We start from the raw sequence: 22966 nt of genomic DNA on the forward strand, positions 1-22966 counted from the left end.
TTTCAAACTGCGCCACTACCTAACTAGGGCGGCAGTGAAGAGCCGCCGATCCGTCAACCCGCTTTCGTCCTGCCGATCGCGTCCAGGCGCCCGAACGCTTCATCGGTGAGTTCGAGGTCTGCCGCGTGCAGATTCTCGTGCAGGTGGGCGACGGAAGACGTGCCGGGGATCAGGAGAATGTTGGGCGCGCGCCGCAGCAGCCAGGCGAGCGCCACCTGCATCGGCGTCGCCGACAGCTCAGCCGCGACCTCGGAGAGGGTCGAGGACTGCAGCGGCGTGAAGCCGCCCAGCGGGAAGAAGGGCACGTAGGCGATTCCAGCCTGTGACAACTCGTCGATCAGGGCATCGTCGGCGCGATGGGCGATGTTGTAGTGGTTCTGCACGCAGACGACCTCGGCGATGCCGCGCGCCTCGGCGACCTGCGCCGGGGTGGCGTTGCTGACGCCGAGATGGCGGATCAGCCCCTGCCGTTGCAGTTCAGCCAGCGCCGTGAAGGGCGCCTCGATCGACCCTTCGGCCGGCCCATGGTCGCTTCCCATGATGACCCGGAGATTGACGACGTCGAGCGCCGGGACGCCGAGGTTCCGCAGGTTGTCGTGGACCGCGCGCGTGAGATCGGCCGCGGTGAACGCCGGGTTCCACGAGGCGTCGTCGCCGCGCACGGCGCCGACCTTGGTCACGATCACCAGCCCGTCCGGATAGGGATGGAGTGCCTCGCGGATGAGTTGGTTGGTGACGTGGGGACCGTAGAAATCGCTGGTGTCGATGTGATCGACGCCGCGCGCCACGGCCTCGCGCAGGACGGCGAGCGCGGCCGCGCGATCCCGCGGCGGACCGAAGACGCCCGGCCCGGCGAGCTGCATCGCGCCATAGCCCAGGCGTTTCACGGATCGAGTGCCGAGGCGGAAGGTCCCGGAGGTGACCTGTGTCATGAAAATCTCCTGTGGTGACCGCCGACATATGGACCTTGCCTCCATGAGCGATAATCCTGCCCAATCGCGACGGCCTGTGCGAAATTATGCACAATGGCGATGGACGACCTGAACGATCTCTCCGCCTTCGCAGCGGTCGCCCAAGCCGGTGGGTTCCGGGAGGCCGCCCGGCTGGGCCGCGTGTCGGCGTCGAGCCTGAGCGAGGCCGTGCGACGGCTCGAGGCGCGGCTCGGGGTGCGTCTGCTCAATCGCACGACGCGCAGCGTCGCCCCGACCGAAGCCGGCGCCCGCCTCCTCGAACGGCTGACGCCGGCGCTGGGCGAGGTCGAGGCGGCGCTGGACGTCGTGAACAGCTTTCGCGACCGGCCGGTCGGAACACTGCGCCTCAACGTCCCGGGCGCGGCGGCGCATCTGGTGCTGCCCTCGATCGTGGCGCCCTTCCTGAAGGCCTATCCGGACATCCGTCTGGAGGTCATCGTCGAGGACAGCTTCGTCGATGTCCTGGCCGCCGGCTGCGATGCCGGGATCCGCTACGACGAAAGGCTCGAGCAGGACATGATCGCGGTCCCGATCGGTCCGCGCGTCCAGCGTTTCGCCACCGCCGCCTCGCCCGAGTATCTGGAGGTGCGCGGCCGGCCGATGCATCCACGCGATCTGCTCGGGCACGCCTGCCTGCGCGGGCAGTTCGCGAGCGGCGCGATGCCGCCCTGGGAATTCGAGCGCGACGGCGAAGTGGTGCGGGTCGATCCCACCGGGCCGCTGGTGGTGCGTCTTTCCGGGGCGGCGGACCTCGCGGTCAGTGCCGCCGTCGCCGGTCTCGGCATCGTCTACCACTTCGAAGAATGGCTGCGCCCCCATCTCGACAGCGGCGCCCTCGAACCGGTGCTCGTGCCCTGGTGGCAGAGCTTCCCGGGACCCTTCCTCTACTATCCCGGCCGCCGCCATCTGCCGGCGCCGCTGCGCGCCTTCGTCGATTTCATCAAGACTTGAACATAGGATTGCCGCGACGCAGGGACTTTCGACTGGGGGCGGGATGAGCGGGACACGATCTTTCGAGGACGGCAGGGGCGGACTGAAGCGCCGCGAAGCGCTGGGCGCCGCGATGGCCGGGGGCGTTGCGCTTGCCGGGATTTCGTCGCCCGCGAAGGCGGCCCGTGGCATCCGTACCCTGACGTCGCCCGAGCACCTCCGCGCGGCTTATGACCATGTCATCGTGGGCGCGGGATCGGCGGGCTGTGTGCTGGCACATCGGCTCGGGCGGGCCGGGCGACGCATCCTCCTGATCGAGGCCGGCGTGCGTGCGGACCTGCCGGCCGTCGCGGCCCCACCGGCCTGGCCGACCCTTCAGGAGAGCGCGCTCGACTGGTGCTACGTGACGACGCCGCAACCCGGGCTGGACGGCCGCACGATCACCTGTCCGCGCGGCAAGGCGGTCGGCGGATCGAGCATCATCAATGCGCTGGCCTACCAGCGCGGCCATGCGGCGGCCTACGACCGCTGGCCGGCCGGCTGGCGTCACGCCGACCTCCTGCCCTACTTCAAGCGCGCCGAAACCTTCTCCGGCGGCGCCAATGCCTGGCGCGGCGGCAGCGGGCCGCTACACGTCCTGTCGCTGGCCGACGTCACGGACCGCACACCGGTCGCCGCGGCCTTCATGGCAGCCGCGCAGGAATCGGGATTCCCGGTGACGCCGGACCTTGGCGGGGAAAGCACGACCGGCGTGGGCTGGAACCAGCTCAGCATCGAGGGCCACCGGCGCGACGATGCAGCGACCGCCTATCTCGACAGTCTGGAGAGCGGTCCCGGTGACGCGCAGGTCGACCTGCTCGCCGGCACCGAAGTGCTCGGCCTCGAGATCGAGCGCGGCCGCTGTCTCGGCGTGCGCCTGGCCGACCGGGTCTTGCGGCCCCAGGGCGACGTGCTGCTCTGCGCCGGGGCGATCGATTCGCCGCGCCTGCTGATGCTGTCGGGCATCGGCCCGGCGGACGAGTTGCGGGCGCTGGGAATCGCCAGCGCCGCCGACCTGCCGGACGTGGGTCGCCATCTCGAAGATCACCTGCTGCTGGCCGGCGTGGCCTACCAGGCGCGTCGCCCGGTCCCGGCCTCGCATTACAATCACTGCGACTCGCTGCTCTACGTGCCGCACGCGACGGCCAGCGAGAGCCCCGACATTCTGATCATGTGCCTGTCGGTGCCGTTCGTGCGGCCGACCGTCGGCCCTCTTTCCGCGCCGGCCTATGTCCTGGTGCCCTGCCACCTGCGGCCGCGCAGCCGCGGCAGCGTCAGGCTCGCCTCCCGCGATCCCCGGGCCGCGGCGATCATCGATCCGAACTACCTGGGCGAGCCCGACGATCTCGCGGTGCTGGCGAAGGGTGTCGAGATCGCGCGCGAGATCGGCGCGGCAAGGGCGTTCGACGACTGGCGGGCGAACGAGATCTATCCCGGACCGGCCTGGACGAGCGAAGCCGGCCGCCACGACTTCATCCGCCGGGCGACGGATTCGTTCCACCATCCCACCGGCACCTGCCGCCTCGGCGACGTCGTCGACGAGGCCCTGCGCGTGAAGGGCGTCGCGGGCTTGCGCGTCATCGACGCCTCGGTCCTTCCGGGCCTGCCGGCGGCGATGAGCAACGCCGCCGTGACCGCGGTCGCCGAAAAAGCGAGCGACCTCGTGCTGGCGGGCTAGAGTCTACCTCATCCTGAGGAGCACGCTGAAGGCGTGCGTCTCGAAGGATGGGCAACAGACGTGGTGCTCGTGCCCACCCTTCGAGACGCGCTCCTGCGTCGCGCTCCTCAGGGTGAGGTGCTTTTGGAAGGTCCGGTATGAGTCCGTCTCTGTCGGAAAGACCTCAGGCGCGATTGCGCCGGAACAGCAGCGTGACGATCACGCCTCCCAGCACCGAGGCCAGAACCATGATCACGAACAAGCCACCCGCCGCCAACAGCGCGTAGCTGCGCGCCTTGGCCTCGGCTTCATCGACCCTCTTGTCGATGAGCTTCCGCACTTCGCCGACCTGCGCGGCCATCTCGTCCCGCAGCGCCTTCAGTTCCGGCCCGATCGCGCGGGCACGCTCCGCGGCGGACTCCTTGCCCTTCTCGATCGCTTCTCGCGCAGCCGGTGGCGTCTGGACCGGCCCTGGCTGGGCAACGACTGAACCTGCCCCCACCGCCATCAGGCCGAGAACGAGGATCAGTGACGGAAGAAGTCTGGACATGCGCGGCCTCATCGGGTTGGTCCCGGCATAAACGCAGGCCTGAAGAAATCCCGCAAGAGCCCGCTACGGGCAACTTTCCTACGGCAGCAGACGGGTCCAGCGCGCGAGGGTGAAAGCAAGGCCGGCCAGGTACAAGGTGCCGAAGATCGACTTGTTGTGCCGTGCCAGCCACTCCGGAAGATAGATGTCGAAGTTCGCGCGACGATCGTCCGTATGTCGCGCGGCAACGGCGGTGAGCGGACACGTCCATCCGTTGAAGGCGAGCACGACGACCTCGCCCGTGACGAGGCCGATAGGCAGCGCGGCGTTGAGGTAGTCCGCCCGTGAGGCGAAGACCCAGATCGCGAGGATGCACGCGACGAAGAACACCCACACGATCGTGTGCGCGGCCTTGATGACGGTCAGCACCCAGGGCCCGGACATGGAGGAACCCGCCATGACCTCAGGTCAGCACCGCTTCCACGGGTCGACGCGCCGAGAAGGGAAGCGCAGGTCCACGGCCGAACCGCAGCACGAGGTCGGGGCGGCGCCCGGTCACGCCGATCAGCGCCGCCAGTTCCGGCCGCAGGCTTGCCACTTCCACCGGCTGATTGATGTGCGCGGTCTTGAGGCCAAGCGCCGTCGCCTGCAGCGCGAAGCGCTGGCAGGCATAGCCGGCGCGCACCCAGTGATCCTTGTCGTCGCGCTCCGACACGAAGACGGCCAGACCCGCCGAAGATCGGATGTGGCGGGCATACTTGTCGTTCTCGGCGTCGGGCTTGAAGACCAGATCGAAGAGGAGCGGCCCCAACCAGGACGGAAGCGCCGGGTTGCCGGTCGTGGCACTGAACAGCCCGTCGCCGGTCTCGATCGCCTGACGCGGGCTGAACCGCAGCCACGCCTTCAGTTCGCGCATGAAGGCGGGGTCGGCCATCTGCGTGCTGTTGCCCGCGACGACGAGATCGCGCACGCGGTCGATCTGGGACCGGTCGGTGATCAAGACGAGATCGACGCCGGGCGTGTCGGCGGCGGCGGCCAGGCTTCTCAGCTCGGCGGCGCCGAGCGGACGGCCGTCATACTCGCTCCGCGTCGACTGCCGGTGCGAAATCGCGTCGAACAAGGCGGGCGCGGAGGGCCTGCCGCCGCCGAACGTGAACGCGACGGTTCCCTCGTTCGCCGGATCGAAGCTGAGTTCACCCGCACGCCCGCGCGCCGCGGCGGCGAGCGCGAGATTTTCCGCCGCGCAACCGAGGCTCACGAACAGATGATGGTCGTCAGGGTCGACCGCGGGCGTTCGCCGGGCGAGGTCGGGGAGGATCTCGACCCGGTCCTGCCGGATGCCAAATCGCCACGGCTGGGTATTGTGTCCGTTCGCGGCCAGGGTGGCGTAGCGGATCAGGTCCCGGATCTCGGGCCGTTCGGCCAGAGCCGCCCGTGTCGCGGCAACGGCGCTGTCGTACTCCTCCATCGACCCCATCTGCCGCAGGCCGAGAGTGAGAAGGCCCGCCCCGGCCAGCGCCACGGCGGTGCCGCCGACGAGAAGGTGTCGTCTGTTCATGGCAGGTGATCGCTTTCCCGCCGGGAAAGCCACGTGCCCCGGCGCGCCACCTCAGGCGGTTTCCTCGGCGATCGCCTTCTTCACGCTCGGCCGCTCCGCCATGCGGCGGCGATGATCCACGACCCGCGGGATGCGCGCGAGGTCGACGCCGTCCTTCTCGATCCACTGGGCCAGCGTGAAGAGATAGGCGTCGCAGACCGTGTAGTGATCGCCCATCACCCACGGGCCCTTCAGCATCTCGTGCTCGATCATCTCGAAGCCGGCGCCGACCGATTCCGGCACCTTGCGCCTCATGGCGGCGATCGAATGCGCGTCGTCGGCATCGACCCAGCGATGGCCGCGCATGCGGTGGGCGTGCGCCACGTGCACACTCGAGCAGAGATAGGAATTGAATGACTGGATCTGCGCGAAGAAGAAGGGATCGTCCATCGGCGCGAGCCGCGCCTGCGGGAAGAGCTGCGCCACATAGACCAGCATCGCAGGCGTCTCGGTGAGGATGCCCTTGTCGGTCACCAGCGCCGGCACGCGGCCCTTGGGATTGATCTTCAGGTATTCGGGCGACTTCTGCTGCTCCGCCGCGAAGTCGATGCGCACCGTCGAATAGTCGGCGCCGACCTCCTCCAGCGCGATGTGCGTGGCGAGCGAGCAGGTACTGGCGGTGTAGTAGAGCTTGAGCATGAATGTTTCTCCTGCCGTCAGACTTCGGCGTAGATTTCGATGACGTTGCCGTCGGGGTCGCGGAAGAAGATCGCGCGATGGCCCCAGGCCGGGATGTCACGCGGCGGGCCCATGAGGTCGACGCCGGCGGCTGCCAGCTCGGCCTGGATCTCGTCGATCTCGGGCGGCGCGACGCGGAAAGCGAGCTGAACCGAGGCCGAGCCCGAAGGGGCGCCGGGCCCGTCCTGGAAGGTGCCTTCGAGGGTGCGGGGCCGCAGGCAGAGCAGGCCCGAGCCGACATGGAAGCTCACCCAGCGCGGCGTCTCGCGCTCCAGGCGGAACTTCATCACCTCGAGATAGAACTGCCGCGCACGGGCCAGGTCCTCGCAGAGCAGGACCACGTAGTCGAGGTTACGGATCGAGCCGAGGCCCATGCCTCACACCAGGCGCGTGACCGGCGCGAAGCTGCGCCGGTGGTGCGGTGTGGGCCCCAGCAGCGACAGCGCCTCGAGATGCTGCTGGCTGCCGTAGCCGCGGTTGGTCTCCCAGCCGTAACCCGGATAGGTCAGGGCGAGCGCGTGCATGTAGCGGTCGCGCGTCACCTTGGCGAAGATCGAGGCGGCGGCGATCGAATAGGAATGCGCATCGCCGCCGACGATGGTCTCGGCGCGGCAGCCCAGTTGCGGCGGCGCGCGGTTGCCGTCGACCAGCACGACTTCCGGCTGCTCGACCAGCGCCTGCACGGCGCGGCGCATGGCGAGATACGTGGCCTGCAGGATGTTGACCCTGTCGATCTCCTCGACGCTGGCCTCGGCCACGGCAAACTGCACGACACCCGAGGCGATCATGGCCTCGTAGGCCTCCTCGCGCTGTTCGAGCGTCAGCTTCTTGGAATCGTCGATCATGCGCAGCAGCTTGCGCGCCGCGCGCGTGCGGTCGATGACGGCCGCTGCCGCATAGACCGGCCCCGCCAGCGGCCCGCGACCGGCCTCGTCGATGCCGGCAACACGCCCCTCGCACCGCAGTTCGAATCTGAAGCTTGGCATTATCCCCATCGAGGCCGGCTAGACTGAGCCATGCCCCTCATCGTCCGCATCATCGCAGAAGACACCATCGCGATGGAACAGCTACGTGCGGTGCGCAGACTCGATTTGCCGGACTGGTGCATTGCCGCAGGATTCGTGCGCAACAGGGTCTGGGACCATCTGCACGGCATCGTGCCTGCGCGCCTGCCTGTGGATATCGACGTCCTCTTTTTCGACGCCAGCGAGGTTTCGCGCGAACGCGAGACAGCCTTCGAGCGACAGCTGGAGGCGCTGCTGCCCGGCCTGCCCTGGGAGGTGCGCAACCAGGCGCGCATGCATGTCTGGAAAGACCTGCCGCCGCATCGCGACACCGCCGACGCCATGACCTATTGGCTGGAGACGGTGACGGGGGTCGGCGTGCGCCTGGAGGCCGACGACACACTCACCGTCATCGCCCCGCTCGGCACCGACGATCTCCTGAACCTGCGCTGCCGCCCGACGCCGTACGGGCGCACCCGACGCCACGAGTACGATGCCCGGGTCGAGGGCAAGCGTTGGCGCGACCTGTGGCCCAAAGTGGAGTTCCTCGACTAGAGTTCGGCCCCGATGATCGCTGCCTTCCTGCCTCTCGCCGCCATCGCCTTCGTGGGCGCCCTGCTCCGCCACTTCATTCCCGGCATGGAGCAGACCCGCCAGTCGATGAACAGACTGGTCCTCTACGTCTTCCTGCCGGCGCTGGTGTTCCGGACCGTCATGGACGGCACGATCAGCCGCCTGTTCCTCGAAATCCCCGCCCTGGCCGCGATCGGCACGCTGTCGTGCCTGGCGGTGGGTTTCCTGGTGTTCCACTTCCTGCCGATCCCCGGCCCGACCAAGGGCGCGATGATGCTGGGCGCGGCCTTCGGCAACGTCACCTATCTCGGCCTGCCGGTGCTGCTCGGGGTCTTTCCCGGCCAGGCCGACCAGGTCTCCGAAGTCTCGGTCCTGTTCGAGGTCACCAAGTCGTCGCTCAACCTCACGATCGGCGCCATGATCGCCATCGCCTATGGCAGCCAGGAGCCGATCACCTTCAGACGGACCGCGCTGGAGGCGCTGAAGCTGCCGCCGATCTGGGCGCTGGTCGCAGCGATCCTGTGGAAAGTCTCGGGTGTGCCCTGCCCGGCCGTTGTCATGGATGCCGCCTCGATCCTCGCCGTGGCGGTCAGCGGCATCATGATGCTGTCGCTGGGGATGGCGCTGCGCTTCTCGGCCACCAGGCTGATGGCGCTCGCCCTCCCCGTTGCGGCGATCAAGCTGGTGTTCGCGCCGCTGGTCGTCTTCAGCGCCGTGGGCCCGCTCGGGCTCACCGGCGTCTACAGCAACGCCGCCATCCTGGAAGCCGCGATGCCGAGCCAGCTCCTGTCCTTCATCATCGCCGGCAAGTTCAAGCTCGACGAGGAGACGCTGGCTTTCGTCATCATGGTCGACACGGTCCTCGCCTTCGTGACCCTGCCGCTCGTGCGAACGCTGCTGCTGTCGTGAGCATTGCCCTCATCCTGAGAGTCTGGCCTGAAATGAATTGAATCGATTCAAGCACATACCTCATCCTGAGGAGCGCCGCCCCTCGAGTACCTCGGGGTAAACTCCACGGCGCGTCTCGAAGGATGGGCAACAGGCAAGGTGCGCGTTCCCACCCTTCGAGACGCATCGCTGCGCGATGCTCCTCAGGGTGAGGTTATTGGGGCTATTCATAGCCTCTTGTTTTAGCTGCATTCATTTCCGGCCAGACTCTGAGGAGGCTGCGCAGCAGCCGTCTCGAAGGATGGACGACGGCGGCGGTGCTCGTGCCCATGCTTCGAGACGCGCTCCTGAGTTTACCCCGAGGTATTCGAGGGGGAGCGCTCCTCAGCATGAGGAGTGGGTATGATTCTGTTCTGCTTGGGAAGCTCTAGAACAACCTCATCTGCCTGGCGTCGCGCTTGGCGTCGACCAATGCCGTGCGGGCGGCGGCGGGCACCGCGAAGCGCATCGTGTCGAGGCGATAGCGGACCCTGTTGAGGTCAAGGCGCTTCACCGCGGCGGCGAACCGCTTGCTCAGGAGCTGCGCGATCGGGCCCTCGCCCTTCATGCGCGTGCCGAACTCGGCCTTGTAGAGTTCGCCGCCGCGGATCTGGCGGATCAGCGACAGCACGCGATCGGCGCGGTCGGGCCGATTGGCGCGCAGCCATTCCTCGAACAGTTCCTTGATCTCGAGCGGCAGGCGCAGCGCCGTGTAACCCGCGCGCGTGGCGCCGGCCGCCGCCGACGCATCGAGAATCGATTCCATTTCGTGATCGTTGAGGCCGGGGATCATCGGCGCCGTCATCACGCCGACGGGAATGCCGGCGGCGGCCAGTTCGCGGATCGCGTCGAGCCTGCGATGCGGTGCCGAGGCGCGCGGCTCCATGGTGCGCGCGAGGTCGCGATCGAGGGTGGTCACCGAGAGGAACACCTCGGCCAGGTTGCGTTTGGCCATGTCTCCCAGGATGTCGATGTCGCGGGTGATCAGGTGGTTCTTGGTGACGATGCCAACGGGATTGTTGAAGTCGCTGAGCACGCGCAGGATCTGCCGCGTGATCTTGAGGTCGCGCTCGACCGGCTGATAGGGGTCGGTGTTGGTGCCCATCGCCACCACGTCGCAGCGATATTTCGGCGAGGCGAGTTCGGCCGTCAGCAGAGCCGCCGCCTCGGGCTTGAACAGGATCTTCGTCTCGAAATCGAGGCCGGGCGACAGGCCGAGATAGGCATGGGTCGGCCGCGCGAAGCAGTAGATGCAGCCATGCTCGCAGCCGCGATAGGGATTGATCGAGCGGTCGAACGGAATGTCGGGCGAGCTGTTGCGCGCGATGATGGTGCGGGTGGCATCCTTCGTCAGCGTCGTGCGCAGCGGCGGCAGCTCGTCCTCGATGTCCCAGCCGTCGTTGGTACGGATGCGCTTCTCGTCGTCATAGCGGCTGGTCGCGTTGCTGAGCGCACCGCGGCCGTTGTGCTGCGGTTCGGCGATCTGGTCGTCCGGGTAGAGCGGCGGGACGGGCTCTTTCATGCACCGAGTCTTAGAACAAAAAGAGAACGAGTCAAGCCACTGTCTCTAGGGGTTCATTGTCTCCGCTTAGGACCACCCCTAGAGAGAAGTCATGAGCGCCATCGAGTTACGCCCCGCCCGCCCCGAGGATCGAGACTTCCTGCACAGCCTGTCGCCGCGCCTGTCCGGCGTGCCCGGCCCCGCTTGGCACGACCTGGCCGCGATGGAAGGCTTCCAGGACCGCTACATGGAAGCGACCTTCGCCAAGGTCGACGAGGGCGCGCAGACGCTCGTCGCCTGGTCGGCCGACGGAAAGCGCCTGGGCTACATCCACATGCGCCCGTTCAAGGACGGGGTGACCGACGAGCCCTGCGGCTACGTCTCGCTGCTGGCGCTCACCGAGGACGCCGAGGGTCAGGGCATCGCGCATCTGATGATGCAGTCGGCCGAGAGCTGGGCCCGGGCGCAGGGCTATCGCTTCCTCTGCCTCGACGTGTTCGCCGACAATCGCCATGCCGTGGAGTTCTACGAGCGCCGCGGCTTCCAGACCGAAACGCTGCGCATGGTGAAGCCGTTATAGCCACTCCGAGCGGATCGAGCGGATCGTCTCGCGCTCGAAGGACAAAGCGATCCTCGACCGAAGATGATCCCTCATCTCGGGCGACAGGCCGGCGTCGCTCCATTGCGACGGATCGGAAGGATCTCGCGGCGCTTCCGTCTGAACTTTCCAGCGCGCCATGAACATAGTCGTGCGCAGCCAGGTGAGCCGTCGCATCGGCTGAAGCCAGGGGCGCAACTCGGCGGCGCGCGTCTCGCCGATCTGCGCGAGGTAGGTTTCGTAGAAGTGCGTGACCTCGGCGAGGCAGAGGACCTTGCCGACATCGGGATGCCACACAGTCGACGTCGGCAAGGTAGCGTGCGCGAGGTCGATCGCCGGCGAGCCGACATGCACCTTCTCAAGGTCGACGAACCAGGCGATCCCGACGCGATCGACAATGAAGTTGCCGGGATGCGTGTCGGCCAGCGCCATCGAGAGCGGTTGCAGCCGGCCGGCCAGCGTGCCCGCCAGGTCGCGCATGAGTTCGAGTTCTTCGATGATCTCGGACCGGGCACCGGGGTCAGCGACGGCCTTGTCGAGAAAGCGTCGGGCCCCCTGCTCCACGACATCGAGCGTCGTGCGGAACGGATTGTCCTGGCGCGGAATCGGAGACTGGGATGTGGGCAGTGGCAGCGAATGAAGGCGCGCCAGCGTGTCGGCCATCGCGTCGAGTTGGTCCGGCAGGCGCGGCGCAAGGCCCCCGATGAAATCGACGATCAAGGCCCCGCCGTGCAGTCCGGGCCGCGGCTCGATCACCTCGTGAAGCTTCGGCGTACGCCCCGCCGGCGCGAGATGACGAAAGGCTTCCGCCTGCAGATGCAATCGCGCCGCCGCGGTCGGATCGTCTTCGTAGGCGTAGGCGCGCCAGCCGTCCGTCCCTCAGACGAACATGGCCGTGCGCCGTCCCAGTGGCCGGCAGCGCTTCGCCCTCGCGGATCGCGGCGAGGATGTCAGTCATGATCGCCCTCACCCTGAGAGTCTGGCCGGAAATGAATGCCGCTAAAACAACAGGCTATGAATAGCCCCGATAGCCTCCCCCTGAGGAGGGCGCGAAGCGCCCGTCTCGAAGGGTGGGAACAAGCACCTTGCCCGTTGCCCATCCTTCGAGACGCCGCGCAAGGCGCGGCTCCTCAGGATGAGGTAAGTGCTTGAATCGATTCAATTCATTTCCGGCCAGCCTCTCAGGATCAGGGGGATTCGGAGGTCAGCCACTGCGCGGCAGCTTGCCTTCGTTGAGGCGCGGCATCAGCTCGGCGAAGTTGCAGGGGCGGAAGCGGATGTCGAGCTGCTGGCGCAGGATGTCGTCCCAGCCGTCCTTGCAGGCGCCGGTCGAACCGGGCAACGCGAAGATGTAGGTCGCATTGGCGACGCCCGCCGTGGCGCGGCTCTGCATGGTCGAGGTGCCGATCTTCTGGAAGCTGATCCAGCGGAAGGTTTCGCCGAACCCGTCGATCTTCTTCTCGAACAGGGCTTCGAGCGCCTCGGGCGTGACGTCGCGGCCGGTGACGCCGGTGCCGCCGGTCGAGATCACCACCTCGATGCCTGGATCGTTGATCCACTTCTGCACCTGCGCGCGGATCAGTGCGATGTCGTCGGTGACGATGGCACGGTCGGCCAGGACATGGCCGTCGCGCGCGATGCGCTCGACCAGCGTGTCGCCCGACTTGTCGGTCTCGAGCGTGCGCGTGTCGGAAACCGTGAGAACGGCGATGTTCACCGGCTTGAAGGGCTTGGTCTCGTCGATGCGGTTCATGGATCCACTATACCCCAGGACTCGGCATCCTTCGATGTTCGCCATCGCAGAGCCGACAAACGCCACCGAAGGATTTTTCCTTTGAAGACCGGAAAGGCATCAGGACTTTCCATTGACTCTCCACAGCGGCGTTTTAGTGATTGCCGCCCCGAAAACTCGAACCGCTCGGAGACACCATGACCGCCCCCACCGACTGGAAGCATGACGGCGTGCGGGTCATTCCCGCCGGATCGCTCGACACCAACACCGCCCAGACCCCGGGCATGAACCGGGCGGCGGCCATCAATTTCGCCCGCGTCGGCGCCCAGAAGCTGTGGGCCGGCACGGTGACCATCCACGCCCACGCCAAGACCGGCGCTCATCATCACGGGCACCTGGAAAGCGTGATCTACGTCGTGAAGGGCCGCGCCCGCATGCGCTGGGGCGACCAGCTCCAGTTCGTCGCCGAAGCCGGGCCCGGCGACTTCATCTACGTGCCGCCCTACGTGCCGCACCAGGAGATCAACGCCTCGGACACCGAGCCGCTGGAATGCGTGCTGGTCCGCTCCGACAACGAGGCCGTCGCGATCAACATCGACATCACCCCGGCCGAGAAGGTCGAGGAAGTCTACTGGGTGGATCCGACGCATCCCCATCCGCACAAGCATTAGCTTGTGAGGATGCGCGGGCGGCAGCGCTTGTCATCAAGCGCGAGCAAGGCGCTGTAAACAGCGCCGACCCGCACGGCGCAGAATGGATAAGAACTCGAAGACGGCCCTAACCGGCCGCCTTCTTCCGTTTCGGCCACAGCCCCGCGACCATCAGCACGACCGCCACGATGGCGAAGCCTGCCGACAGATAGCTGTGCAGGAAGATCATCGGGTCGCCGTCCGAGATCGCCAGGGACTGGCGCACCGAGCGTTCGAAGATGGGCCCCAGCACATAGGCCAGGATGACGATGCCGAGGTCGAAGCCGTGGCGGCGCAGCCCGTAGCCGATGAAGCCGAAGATCACCGCGATCACCACGTCGGCCGGATTGCCGTTCGACGAATAGACGCCGATCAGGCAGACCGCGAGGATCATCGGCGTGAGATAGGCGCGCGGGATGTCGAGGATGCGCACGAACAGGCCGATCAGCGGCAGGTTCAGGATCAGCAGCATGATGTTGCCGATATACATGCTGGCCACGACGCCCCAGAAGATCTCGGGCTGGCGCTCCAGGATGGTCGGCCCCGGCGTGACGCCATGGATGATGAAGGCGCCCAGCAGCAGCGCGGTGACCGCGTTCGCCGGAATGCCCATGCAGAGCAGCGGCACGAAGGCGCCGGCGGTGCCGGCATTGTTGGCTGCCTCGGGTCCCGCAAGCCCCTCGACGGCGCCCTTGCCGAACTCCTCGGGATTCTTCGAGAGCTTGCGCTCCATGCCGTAGGACAGGAACGAGGCCAGCACCGCGCCGCCGCCGGGCAGCAGGCCGACGAGGAAGCCCATGACGGTGCCGCGGGCGACCGGACCGACCGATCGTCTCGCCTCCTCGCGCGAGGGCATGAAGCCCAGCAGGTGCGAGGGCGGCGGCAGGACCTTCATGTCCTCGGGCTTCTGCCGCGCCATGAACAGCACTTCGGACAGGCCGAACAGGCCGATCGCCAGCGGCACGAGATTGATGCCATCGCCCAGCGCCAGGACGCCGAAGGTGAGCCGTGGCGTCATGTTGAGGGGATCGCTGCCGATGGTCCCGAGCAGCAGGCCGAACGCCGCCATCAGCAGCGCGCGCGGCAGCGAGCCGCTCGACATGTAGGTGACCATGGTGAGGCCCGCGAGCATCAGCATGGCGTATTCGGCCGGACCGAACTTGATGACCAGCTCGGCGAGCGGCGGCGACAGGAAGGTGATGCCGATGACGCCGACCGTGCCCGCAAAGAACGAACCGATGCCGGCGATGCCCAGCGCTGCCCCGGCGCGGCCCTTGCGCGCCATCTCATAGCCGTCGAGACAGGTCACGACCGAGGAGGCCTCGCCGGGGATGCGCATCAGCACCGACGTCACGGTGCCGCCATAGGCCACGCCGTAATAGATGCCCGAGAGCATGATGATGGCCGAGGTCACGTCCATCTTGAAGGTGATCGGCAGCAGGATGGCGATGGTGGTGAGCGGCCCCAGTCCCGGCAGGATGCCGACGACGGTGCCGAGGAACGCGCCGACGAAGCAGTAGAACAGGTTGTCGAGGGTCAGCGTGGTGGCGAAGCCACCCAGCAGCGCTTCCATGCGGCGGGCCTCAGCGAACGTAGGTGTAGAAGGTGCGCTCGATCGGGCCTTCCGGCAGATCGACGCGCAGCAGCCAGCCGAAGCACACCAGGCCGACGGCGGCGCAGGCGATGCCGTAGCCGATCGAGGCGAACCACGGGCGGCGCTCGGCGAAGCGCATGATGACGACCGTCACGGCGACGGTCGTGACGACGAAGCCGGCATACGTGGCGCCCAGCGCAAACACCGCGAAGGTGGCGATGTAGATCGCGAAGGTGCGGTTCGACTCCCTCGTCGCCTCGACGTCGTCGGTGTCGCCGCCCTCGGTCTCGCCGGCCTGGCCCGGGAAGGCCAGGACGACGAGGGCGAGCGCCACGCAGATGCCGGCCATGAGCTGCGGGAAGAAGCCGGGGCCGGGGCCGTCGAAGCCCCAGCTGTCCAGTTCCATCGCCTTCCACAGGCCGACCAGCGCCGCGGCCAGCAGCCCGAGCGTGGCGATCCGCGTGCCGCTCAGCCTGATCATGCCTTCTTGGCCATGCCGGTTTCCTTGAGGATCGGGACGAGTTCCGTCTCGATCTTCTTCAAGAGCTCGCCGTACGCCTTGCCGTCGCGATAGACCGGCTGGATGCCGAGCTTGGCGATCTGGCTGGTCACGGACTCGTCCTTCATGACGTCGGCCAGCGCCTTGCTCATGCGCTCCTGGATGGCCGGATCGACGCCCTTGGGGAAGGCGTAGCCGAACGGCCCGTTGCTGACCGCGTCGTAGCCCAGCTCGCGCAGGGTCTTCACGTCGGGATAATCGGGCCAGCGTGCCTCGGCCGCCGACGCGAGGAAGCGCAGCTTGCCGGCCTCGATCTGCGGGCGCATCTCGGCGACCGTCTGGATGACCGCATCGACATGGCCGCCGATCGCCGCCGTCACCGATTCGACACCGCCCGGGAAGACGACCCAGCGGAACTTGGCGCCGGTCAGCTTGGCGAGCTGGAACATCGCCACCACGTTGGTGACGTTGTTGGAGCTGTAGGTGAGCTGCTTCTGCTTGCCCTGGTTGACCAGGTCCTCGATCGACTTGATCGGCCCGTCGGCCCGCGCGCCGATGCCGTAACGCAGCGCCGCCACCTGGCCGATGATGTCGAACGCCTTCCACGGATCGTAGGCGACGTTCATCATGTTGGGGATGGCGACGTGGCTCGAGATCGCCACCAGACCGATCGTGTGGCCGTCGGGCGTCGACTGGGCGAGCGTGGTCGGGCCGAGCGCGCCGGCGCCGCCCACCACGTTCTTCACGATGACCGTCGCGTTCAGCCGCTTCTCGAGCGCCTGCGCGATGATGCGCGCGGTGAGATCGGTCGAGGCGCCCGGCGCGTTGGGATTGATCAGCGAGATCTCGCGCGCCGGCCACTTGGCTGACTGGCCGATCGCCGGAGCGGCCACAGTCATGGCCGCGAGGGCGGTGCCGCCCTTCAATACGGTTCTACGATGCATCCTGTTTGCCTCCCATTTTTGTAGGGAAGGACAGTGCTTGCCGGGCCCGCTTCAGGTCAAGCGAGACGTGCCGGCACGCGAACTCTCAGCAGGCCGCGCGCACCTCTGCCGAACGGTCCCATATGTTGGGCTGCTCGCGATTGGTGTAGCCCGACACGAAGAGGTTGGGCTGTCCGGTCTTCACGTCGAACGTGTGACGACGCACCGCGCCGATATTGCCGCCATAGACATGGATGCTGATCGAACCGCGATCGTCGAGCGCGTTGGTGACCTGATGGATGTCGCCCTTCGGGTTGCGCGGCGCCGGTACCAGCACCTCGACATCGCCGGGCTCGAGCTTGGTGAGTTCGCCCGGCACCAGCACGCCGGTTTCGGCATGGCGCGTGAAGGCGAGCGAAGTTTCCGAGCCGCGCAGCATGCCGACCAGGCCCCACATCTCGTGATCGTGCACCGGCGTGTTGGCCTTCGGCGCCCAGACGAAGCTCACGACGCAGAAGCGCTCGAAGGGATCGCACCACAGCAGGTTCTGCGCATAGCCATGCGCCGGCACCTTGGCCGCCTGTTCGGGCAGCCAGTCGTCATGCTTCACAAGCTCGCCCAGGAGCTTCGCGCCGACGTCGACGATCGCGTTCTCGTCCTTGTCCTGCCAGGCGCCGCCGGTCAGGGATGTCATGTCGCCGATGAAGCGACGCAGGCGATCGATGCTCATTCCGCAGCCTTTCGCTGGAAGGTGGTTCCGAAGACTTCCTCGGTGTCGGCACCGAGCGCCGGCGGATCGCGCCGCTTCGAGATGTCGGTGGCAGAGATCCGGACCGGGCTGCCGAAGGTCCTGGTCTTCACGCCGGAGGGCAGCGCCATCTCCTCGATCCAGCCCATGTGCTGGACCTGCGGGTCGGCCAGGATCTGGCTGTAGGTATTGATGCGGCCCTGCGGCACGCCCGCGGCCTCGAAGGCGCCCAACCAATGGTCGACGCCGTTCTTCGCGAACTCGACTTCGAGCAGATCCTTGAGCGCCACCTGGTTGGCGGCGCGCGACTGGGTCGTGGCGAAGCGCTGGTCGGCAAGAAGGTCGGGGCGACCGACCACCTTGGTGACGGCTTCCCAAAGCTTGTTGTTGCCGGCCGCGATTACGAAATGTCCATCCGCCGCCTTGAAGGCCTGGTAGGGCGCGTTGCGCGGATGGGCCGAGCCCAGCTTCTTCGGGTCGTTCCCGGTGCCGAAGAACTCGCTGGTCTGCAGCGCGGCCATGCCGAGGCTGCAACCCAGCATCGAGGCGTCGATATGCGCGCCGGCTCCGCCGCCCGCGACCCGTCGCAGGATCGACACCACGGTCAGCGCGGCATAGAGGCCGGTGCCCACGTCCGAGACCGGCACGCCGCATTTCACCGGCGCGCCGTCGGGCTCGCCGGTCACGCTCATGATGCCGCTCATCGCCTGCACGGTGACGTCGAAGCCGCCCTCGCTCGACCGCGGGCCGCTCTGGCCGAAGGCCGAGATCGAGCAGTAGACGAGGCCGGGCTTCTCGGCGCGGAAGGACTCGTAGCCCAGGCCCAGCCGATCCATCACGCCCGGCCGGTTGTTCTCCAGCACGACGTCGGCCGACAGGATGAGCTGGCGCGCCGCCTGCTTCTGTGCCGGGTCCTTGAGGTCGAGCACGACCGAGCGCTTGTTGCGGTTGATCGAGGCGAAGTTCTCGCTGTAGCCCCCCTCGGAGCCTTCTGTGATCGGCGGCCACTGGCGCATCATGTCGCCTTCCGGCGGCTCGACCTTGATCACCTCGGCGCCGAGATCGGCCAGCAGCATGCCACAATAGGGACCGGCCAGGACCTGGCAGAATTCGACGACGCGTACGCCTGAAAGCGGCAACATGCTCAGCGGGTTCCATCCTGCGGGGTGTAACGGGGCCAGTCGTGCGAGGCGATCTGGTCGAGCGACGGCGTCGGCTGTCCGAGACGCAGCTGATAGATCCAGTAGTTGGTCAGCACGCGCTGCACGAAGTCGCGAGTCTCATGAAGCGGGATCAACTGGATGTAGAGCAGCGGATCCTGCGAGGCATTCAGCGAATTGTCCCAGCGCATGACGTTGCCCGGCCCGCCATTGTAGCCGGCAGTGGTGCGCACGAGATTGCCGTCGGTCTCGCTCAACAACATCGATATGTAGGCTTGGCCCAGCGACATGTTCACGGACGGGTCCCACGGATTGGCGCCCGCGGTCTCCGGCGCGTAACGCGCCGAGACCGCGCGGGCCGTCGCCGGCATGAGCTGCATCAGGCCCATGGCGCCGACCACGGAGCGCGCCTTGGGATTGAATGCCGATTCCTGGCGCATGAAGGCATAGACCAGCGCACGGTCGACGATCGCACCGCTGGACGGCTGCCACGGCGGGATCGGATACATGCCGCTGTCATAGCCCTTGATGTTGTGGCGCTGGTCCCAGTTGGCATTGCCGACGCGGACCGCGAGCGCGGGCAGCTGCGCCTTCTCCGCCAGCGCCATCACCGCCTCGACGTAACGCGGATCGTTGTCGATCGACGCGGCGAACAGCTCGCGCTCGGCCGCCGTCGTGGCGCCGAGCTGCAGCAGGGCGAGCGCCCGCCGCGCCGCGCGGTCGTTGCGCAGCAGGTCGGTGCGGCGCCGGTCGAGTGCCGGCAGCTCGAAGTCGGGCTGGATCTGCATGCCCAGCGCCTTCTGGGCGACGAGCCCGTAGAAGGTGCTGCCATGCAGCGCTGCCCGCTTGAGATAGGGCGCGTACTTCTGCGGATTGCCGGCCAGCAGGTTGGCGCGGGCGGCCCAGAAGGAGCCGGCGGCCAGGGTCCAGGACGAGGCCCGGTCCGGCGACGCATCGGCCACCAACTCGAAGCGGCGGGCCGCTTCAGCCATATCGCCGCGCGTGAAGGCCGTCATGGCGGCCGTCCAGTTGGCGTCGGGCGGCATGCTGGCCTCGACCGGGACCTGCACACCGCGCTGGGGATCGGCTTCGAGCTGGCGGGTGCGCAGGCGGCCGCGCCACAGCTCGACTTCCTGCGGCCCGAGAATCTCGGTCGACGACTTGCGGTCGAGCAGGACGAACGCGGCGTTGAAACCGCCATCGTCGGCCATGCTCTGCAACCGCGAGCGCAACTCGGCCGCGCGGCCGCCATCGGCGCCGTTCACGGTGCGGGCGGCCGCGAAGTTGGGCGAGCCCTGCGTGAAGCCGACGAACGTGGCGGGCGTCAGTTCCGCGCCGCCCGGGGTGCGACGCGCCAGCGCCAGCCGGTAGATCGCCGGCGCGTCGGGATTGTCGTTGTAGTCCTGCAGCCAGGCGGCGAGCTGCTCGTAGCGGGCGGGATAGTTCGGGCTGAGCAGCCGCTGGGCGCCGACATATCCCATCAGGGTCTTGTCCTGCAGCTGCCGGATCTCGTCGTCGGCCTGGGCCCACGCACCGGCCTGCTGCGCCTGGAAGATGCGCCGGTAGCGGTCGCGCGTTTCGTTATCCAGAACGGTCGGCAGATCGGCAACGACGGCTGCCTCGTCGAGTTCGACCACGGGCGGCGGCGGCACATAGACCGCGGCGCGCGGCGCCGGCCGTCCCGCCGGCCGCGCCGCCGGCCGGGCGGTGGCGGCCTTGGTCGCCACGGGCTTGGTCGCCTGTGTCTGGACGGGCTTCTTGGCGGTCTGGGCCGAGGCGGAGGCCGCCATCAGGGCGGCCGCCCCCATCAGAAGGGCGGAAACGGTGATTCGCATGGCCCACCGTAGTTTGACTCCGGCCCATACGACAAGGGTGCGGCGACCAGGGCCGGTGCGGCTATACTGCCCGGAACGGAGGACCGAATGAACCTGCATCAAGAGCGTGCCGCGGCCGTGCGGCACCTGGTCGACGAGGCCCGCGCCATCGAGAAGGACGGCGTGACCCCTGCCAGCCTGGAGAAGATCGGCGGCCTGCTGTCGTCGCTGGCCAGCCGCGCCGACCTGTTTCCGCAGGAAGAGTTCCCGCTTGGCGCCGAGGGCGGCATCTACCGCCTCAGCGAGGATCCCGACCATCGTTTCGCGCTCTATGCCTCCGCCGGCGGCGCCGGCAAGAAGGTGCCGCCGCACAATCACACGACCTGGGCGATCATCGCCGGCGTCCACGGCGCCGAGCGCAATGTCGTGTACGAACGGCTCGACAATGGCGCGCAGGAAGGTGTGGTGCAGCTGCGCGAGGCGCCGTCGAAGGAAAAGACGCTGAAGCGCGGCGACGTGATCGCCTTCCTGCCCGACGACTTCCACCACATCGAGACGCCGGTCGATTCGGGCAATGCCCTGCATCTCCATTTCTACGGGCTGAGCCTCGAGCATCTGCCCGGCCGCGTGACCGTCGACCTCAAGACCGCCACCGCCAAGCGCTTCATGGCCAGGCCCAAGATCCTGACGCCGCTGCTCACGGTGCAGCAGGTCAAGGCGATGCTGAAGTCAGGCGAAGTCTTCGCGTTCTTCGACGTACGCGAGGAAGGCGAGTTCTCGACGCAGGGCCATCCGCTGTTCGCCACGCCCCTCCCCCTTTCCCGCCTCGAGCCGCGGGCGCTCGCCCTGCTGCCCGATCCGCATACGCGCATCGTGCTGATGGATGACGGCGAGGAAGGCCAGGCCGGACGCGCCAATCGCGCCGCCGCGAAGCTTTCGGGGCTCGGCTACACCAATCTCGCGGTCATGGCGGGCGGCCTGAAAGCCTGGCGCGACGCGGGTTTCGAGGTGTTCACCGGCGTCAACGTGCCCTCCAAGGCGTTCGGCGAGATCGTCGAGCACGGCAACGACACGCCGCGCATCGACGCCGCCGACGTCCAGAAGATGATCGACGACAAGGCCGACATGGTGATCCTGGATTCGCGGCCGCTGCCGGAATTCACCAACATGTCGATCCCCGGCGGCATCGACTGCCCCGGCGCCGAGCTGGTCTACCGGGTGAAGGACTTCGTGACGCGGCCCGAGACGCTGGTCGTCGTCAACTGCGCCGGCCGCACACGCTCGATCATCGGCGCCCAGTCGCTGATCAACGCCGGCTTGCCCAACAAGGTGATGGCGCTGAAGAACGGCACGATGGGCTGGCACCTGGCCGGCCTCAAGGTGGCGCGTGGCGAGACCAGGAGCTTCGGCCCGCAGGGACCGGAGGCCGCGAAGTTCGCGCAGGCGGCCGCTGCGGAAATCGCGGGGAAGATGGGCATTCCGAAGATCGACAAGGCCGGCCTCGCTGCGCTGGAGAAGAAGGGCGGCCCGCTCTATCGCCTCGACGTGCGCGATCCCGCCGAATACGCAAAGGGCCACCTCCCGGGCTTCCGCCATGCCGCCGGCGGCCAGCTCGTGCAGGCCACCGACCAGTATGTCGGGGCGCGCAACGCCACGATCGTGCTGCACGACAATGACGGCGTCCGCGCCACCATGACGGCGCACTGGCTGCTGCAGATGGGCTGGAAGGAGACCTACATCCTCGACCATGCGCCGACGGCCGCCGAGCTCACGACCGAGGCCGAGCCGCGCTACCCGGCAGGCTTCGCCGTGCCGGAGGTCGCGGCCGTGACGGCGGCCGAGCTGCAGACAGCACTGGCCACGACCCTTGTCATCGACCTCGATACCAGCCTGAAATATCGCGACGGCCACGTGCCGGGCGCCTGGTTTGCCGTTCGCGCCAATCTTGCGCGCACCCTGCCGGAAATGCGGACCAGGCAGGCTGGCGTGCTCCGGACGGTCGTGGTGGCGCCCGACGCCGAGCTCGGCGCCCTCGCAGCCGCCGAAATCGCCGATCTGACGCCGGATCTGCCCGTTGCCGTTCTGACAGGCGGTATGAAAGCGTGGCGCGAGGCCGGCTTCGAGGTCGAGACGGGCCACGTCCGGATGGCGGACCCGCCAACCGACGTCTGGTACCGGCCGTACGACTTCAAGGAGGATGTCGAGGCGGCCATGCGGCAGTACCTGGACTGGGAGGTCGATCTCGTCCCGCAGGTCGAGCGCGACGGCGACGCCCGGTTCTCCGTGCTGAAGCGGTAGAACGGCGGAACGCTTGCATTTCAGGGCCTTGTCACATCGTCGCGTACGCTTGACACCCCGCGGCCCTGCCCATAGGTTCCGGCGCGTTTTTCATTGTGACCGCATCGTGTTGGTGGGGTGGCGGTGGAAAGCCCGGAGCGGAGCATCCGGTTATGGCTGAGGACGATCGGAAATCGACCCCTGACGAGCTGGATCGGCGCCTGAAAGGCGTGCGACAGGCTTACCAGAAGGGAACGGGCCAGTCGTCGAGACCCGCAGCGAGCGGCGCCGGAGGCGAAAAGCTGGGCGTCGGCATGCGGATCGCAGTCGAACTGGTGGCGGGCGTCGTTGCGGGGGCCTTTCTGGGCCTGATGGCTGATCAGTGGTTGGGTACAAAGCCCTGGCTGCTGATCGTGGGGTTCATACTGGGATGCGGTGCGGCGTTCATGAACGTCTACCGGGTTGCGCAGGCTGAAGAGCGGCGCAGCAAAGCAGCCCAGGATGAGAAGAAGAGCTGAATGGGGAT

The 22966-nt window shown here is 67.5% G+C and carries 23 protein-coding genes and 1 pseudogene; 8 read left to right on the forward strand and 16 right to left on the reverse strand.

All coding sequences use genetic code 11. From position 1 onward, the window contains the following. Positions 1 to 53: 53 nt before the first annotated feature. Positions 54 to 932 (reverse strand): aldo/keto reductase family oxidoreductase, encoded by an 879-nt coding sequence (locus tag ACO07K_RS20735; RefSeq protein ID WP_422031159.1) that lies wholly within the window; start codon positions 930 to 932, stop codon positions 54 to 56. 93 nt (positions 933 to 1025) lie between these two features. On the opposite strand from ACO07K_RS20735, the gene ACO07K_RS20740 reads away from it, so the two are divergent. Next, positions 1026 to 1922 (forward strand): LysR family transcriptional regulator, encoded by an 897-nt coding sequence (locus tag ACO07K_RS20740; protein ID WP_422031161.1) that lies wholly within the window; start codon positions 1026 to 1028, stop codon positions 1920 to 1922. Between the two features lie 43 nt (positions 1923 to 1965). Next, a complete protein-coding gene (locus ACO07K_RS20745) occupies positions 1966 to 3618 on the forward strand; it encodes a GMC family oxidoreductase (RefSeq protein WP_422031163.1) in 1653 nt (550 codons plus the stop codon). Positions 3619 to 3781: 163 nt separating this feature from the next. Here the strand turns inward: ACO07K_RS20745 and ACO07K_RS20750 are convergent, their stop codons facing one another. The 6 genes from ACO07K_RS20750 to ACO07K_RS20775 all read right to left on the reverse strand — a co-directional run bounded on the left by ACO07K_RS20750 (position 3782) and on the right by ACO07K_RS20775 (position 7387). Next, complete coding sequence (locus tag ACO07K_RS20750; RefSeq protein WP_422031165.1) at positions 3782 to 4147, reverse strand: hypothetical protein; 366 nt, start codon at positions 4145 to 4147, stop codon at positions 3782 to 3784. Positions 4148 to 4225: 78 nt separating this feature from the next. After that, the gene (locus tag ACO07K_RS20755; RefSeq protein WP_422031167.1) at positions 4226 to 4570 is read right to left on the reverse strand and encodes a hypothetical protein; all 345 of its coding nucleotides are present in this window, start codon (positions 4568 to 4570) and stop codon (positions 4226 to 4228) included. A 19-nt stretch (positions 4571 to 4589) separates the two neighbouring features. Continuing rightward, positions 4590 to 5684, reverse strand: coding sequence for an Acg family FMN-binding oxidoreductase (locus tag ACO07K_RS20760; protein ID WP_422031169.1), 1095 nt, complete (start codon positions 5682 to 5684; stop codon positions 4590 to 4592). A 51-nt stretch (positions 5685 to 5735) separates the two neighbouring features. Beyond that, positions 5736 to 6362 (reverse strand): glutathione S-transferase family protein, encoded by a 627-nt coding sequence (locus ACO07K_RS20765; protein ID WP_422031171.1) that lies wholly within the window; start codon positions 6360 to 6362, stop codon positions 5736 to 5738. 17 nt (positions 6363 to 6379) lie between these two features. After that, the gene (locus tag ACO07K_RS20770) at positions 6380 to 6775 is read right to left on the reverse strand and encodes a VOC family protein (protein WP_422031173.1); all 396 of its coding nucleotides are present in this window, start codon (positions 6773 to 6775) and stop codon (positions 6380 to 6382) included. Positions 6776 to 6778: 3 nt separating this feature from the next. Next, the gene (locus tag ACO07K_RS20775) at positions 6779 to 7387 is read right to left on the reverse strand and encodes a ribonuclease HII (protein ID WP_298308169.1); all 609 of its coding nucleotides are present in this window, start codon (positions 7385 to 7387) and stop codon (positions 6779 to 6781) included. Between the two features lie 30 nt (positions 7388 to 7417). On the opposite strand from ACO07K_RS20775, the gene ACO07K_RS20780 reads away from it, so the two are divergent. Next, positions 7418 to 7960, forward strand: coding sequence for a nucleotidyltransferase family protein (locus tag ACO07K_RS20780; protein WP_422031175.1), 543 nt, complete (start codon positions 7418 to 7420; stop codon positions 7958 to 7960). 12 nt (positions 7961 to 7972) lie between these two features. After that, complete coding sequence (locus ACO07K_RS20785) at positions 7973 to 8887, forward strand: AEC family transporter (protein ID WP_422031177.1); 915 nt, start codon at positions 7973 to 7975, stop codon at positions 8885 to 8887. 406 nt (positions 8888 to 9293) lie between these two features. On the opposite strand, the gene ACO07K_RS20790 is transcribed toward ACO07K_RS20785, so the two are convergent. Next, a complete protein-coding gene (locus ACO07K_RS20790; RefSeq protein WP_422031179.1) occupies positions 9294 to 10427 on the reverse strand; it encodes a PA0069 family radical SAM protein in 1134 nt (377 codons plus the stop codon). 91 nt (positions 10428 to 10518) lie between these two features. Between ACO07K_RS20790 and ACO07K_RS20795 the strand changes: the two genes are divergently transcribed. Next, a complete protein-coding gene (locus ACO07K_RS20795; RefSeq protein WP_422031181.1) occupies positions 10519 to 10986 on the forward strand; it encodes a GNAT family N-acetyltransferase in 468 nt (155 codons plus the stop codon). On the opposite strand, the pseudogene ACO07K_RS20800 reads toward ACO07K_RS20795, so the two are convergent. Then, positions 10981 to 11835 (reverse strand): annotated as a pseudogene (locus ACO07K_RS20800) (aminoglycoside phosphotransferase family protein); the annotation flags it as partial. The gene ACO07K_RS20795 and the pseudogene ACO07K_RS20800 sit on opposite strands and share 6 nt — an antisense overlap. 373 nt (positions 11836 to 12208) lie before the next feature. After that, the gene (gene moaB / locus ACO07K_RS20805; RefSeq protein ID WP_422031183.1) at positions 12209 to 12757 is read right to left on the reverse strand and encodes a molybdenum cofactor biosynthesis protein B; all 549 of its coding nucleotides are present in this window, start codon (positions 12755 to 12757) and stop codon (positions 12209 to 12211) included. A 176-nt stretch (positions 12758 to 12933) separates the two neighbouring features. Here moaB and ACO07K_RS20810 point away from each other — a divergent pair, with 176 nt between their 5' ends. Next, a complete protein-coding gene (locus ACO07K_RS20810; protein ID WP_422031185.1) occupies positions 12934 to 13407 on the forward strand; it encodes a cupin domain-containing protein in 474 nt (157 codons plus the stop codon). Positions 13408 to 13513: 106 nt separating this feature from the next. Here the strand turns inward: ACO07K_RS20810 and ACO07K_RS20815 are convergent, their stop codons facing one another. From ACO07K_RS20815 to ACO07K_RS20840, 6 genes are all read right to left on the reverse strand, one after another. Beyond that, a complete protein-coding gene (locus ACO07K_RS20815) occupies positions 13514 to 14998 on the reverse strand; it encodes a tripartite tricarboxylate transporter permease (protein WP_422031187.1) in 1485 nt (494 codons plus the stop codon). 10 nt (positions 14999 to 15008) lie between these two features. Further along, positions 15009 to 15500 (reverse strand): tripartite tricarboxylate transporter TctB family protein, encoded by a 492-nt coding sequence (locus tag ACO07K_RS20820; RefSeq protein ID WP_422031189.1) that lies wholly within the window; start codon positions 15498 to 15500, stop codon positions 15009 to 15011. Further along, positions 15497 to 16462, reverse strand: a complete 966-nt coding sequence (locus tag ACO07K_RS20825) for a Bug family tripartite tricarboxylate transporter substrate binding protein (RefSeq protein WP_422031191.1) — start codon at positions 16460 to 16462, stop codon at positions 15497 to 15499. The genes ACO07K_RS20820 and ACO07K_RS20825 overlap by 4 nt, the downstream gene beginning before the upstream one ends. Positions 16463 to 16547: 85 nt before the next feature. Continuing rightward, entirely contained in the window at positions 16548 to 17171 is a 624-nt protein-coding gene (locus ACO07K_RS20830; protein WP_422031193.1) for a cysteine dioxygenase, read from the reverse strand. After that, positions 17168 to 18331: a CaiB/BaiF CoA transferase family protein gene (locus ACO07K_RS20835; RefSeq protein WP_422031195.1), complete on the reverse strand. Its 1164-nt coding sequence runs from the start codon at positions 18329 to 18331 to the stop codon at positions 17168 to 17170. The genes ACO07K_RS20830 and ACO07K_RS20835 overlap by 4 nt, the downstream gene beginning before the upstream one ends. Positions 18332 to 18333: 2 nt before the next feature. Then, complete coding sequence (locus ACO07K_RS20840; protein ID WP_422031197.1) at positions 18334 to 20184, reverse strand: transglycosylase SLT domain-containing protein; 1851 nt, start codon at positions 20182 to 20184, stop codon at positions 18334 to 18336. A gap of 87 nt (positions 20185 to 20271) precedes the next feature. On the opposite strand from ACO07K_RS20840, the gene ACO07K_RS20845 reads away from it, so the two are divergent. Next, complete coding sequence (locus ACO07K_RS20845) at positions 20272 to 22461, forward strand: rhodanese-like domain-containing protein (RefSeq protein ID WP_422031199.1); 2190 nt, start codon at positions 20272 to 20274, stop codon at positions 22459 to 22461. Positions 22462 to 22613: 152 nt separating this feature from the next. Further along, positions 22614 to 22958, forward strand: coding sequence for an AtpZ/AtpI family protein (locus ACO07K_RS20850; protein ID WP_422031201.1), 345 nt, complete (start codon positions 22614 to 22616; stop codon positions 22956 to 22958). The last annotated feature ends 8 nt before the right edge of the window (positions 22959 to 22966 follow it).

Source organism: Reyranella sp., assembly GCF_965228225.1.
GTDB lineage: Bacteria > Pseudomonadota > Alphaproteobacteria > Reyranellales > Reyranellaceae > Reyranella.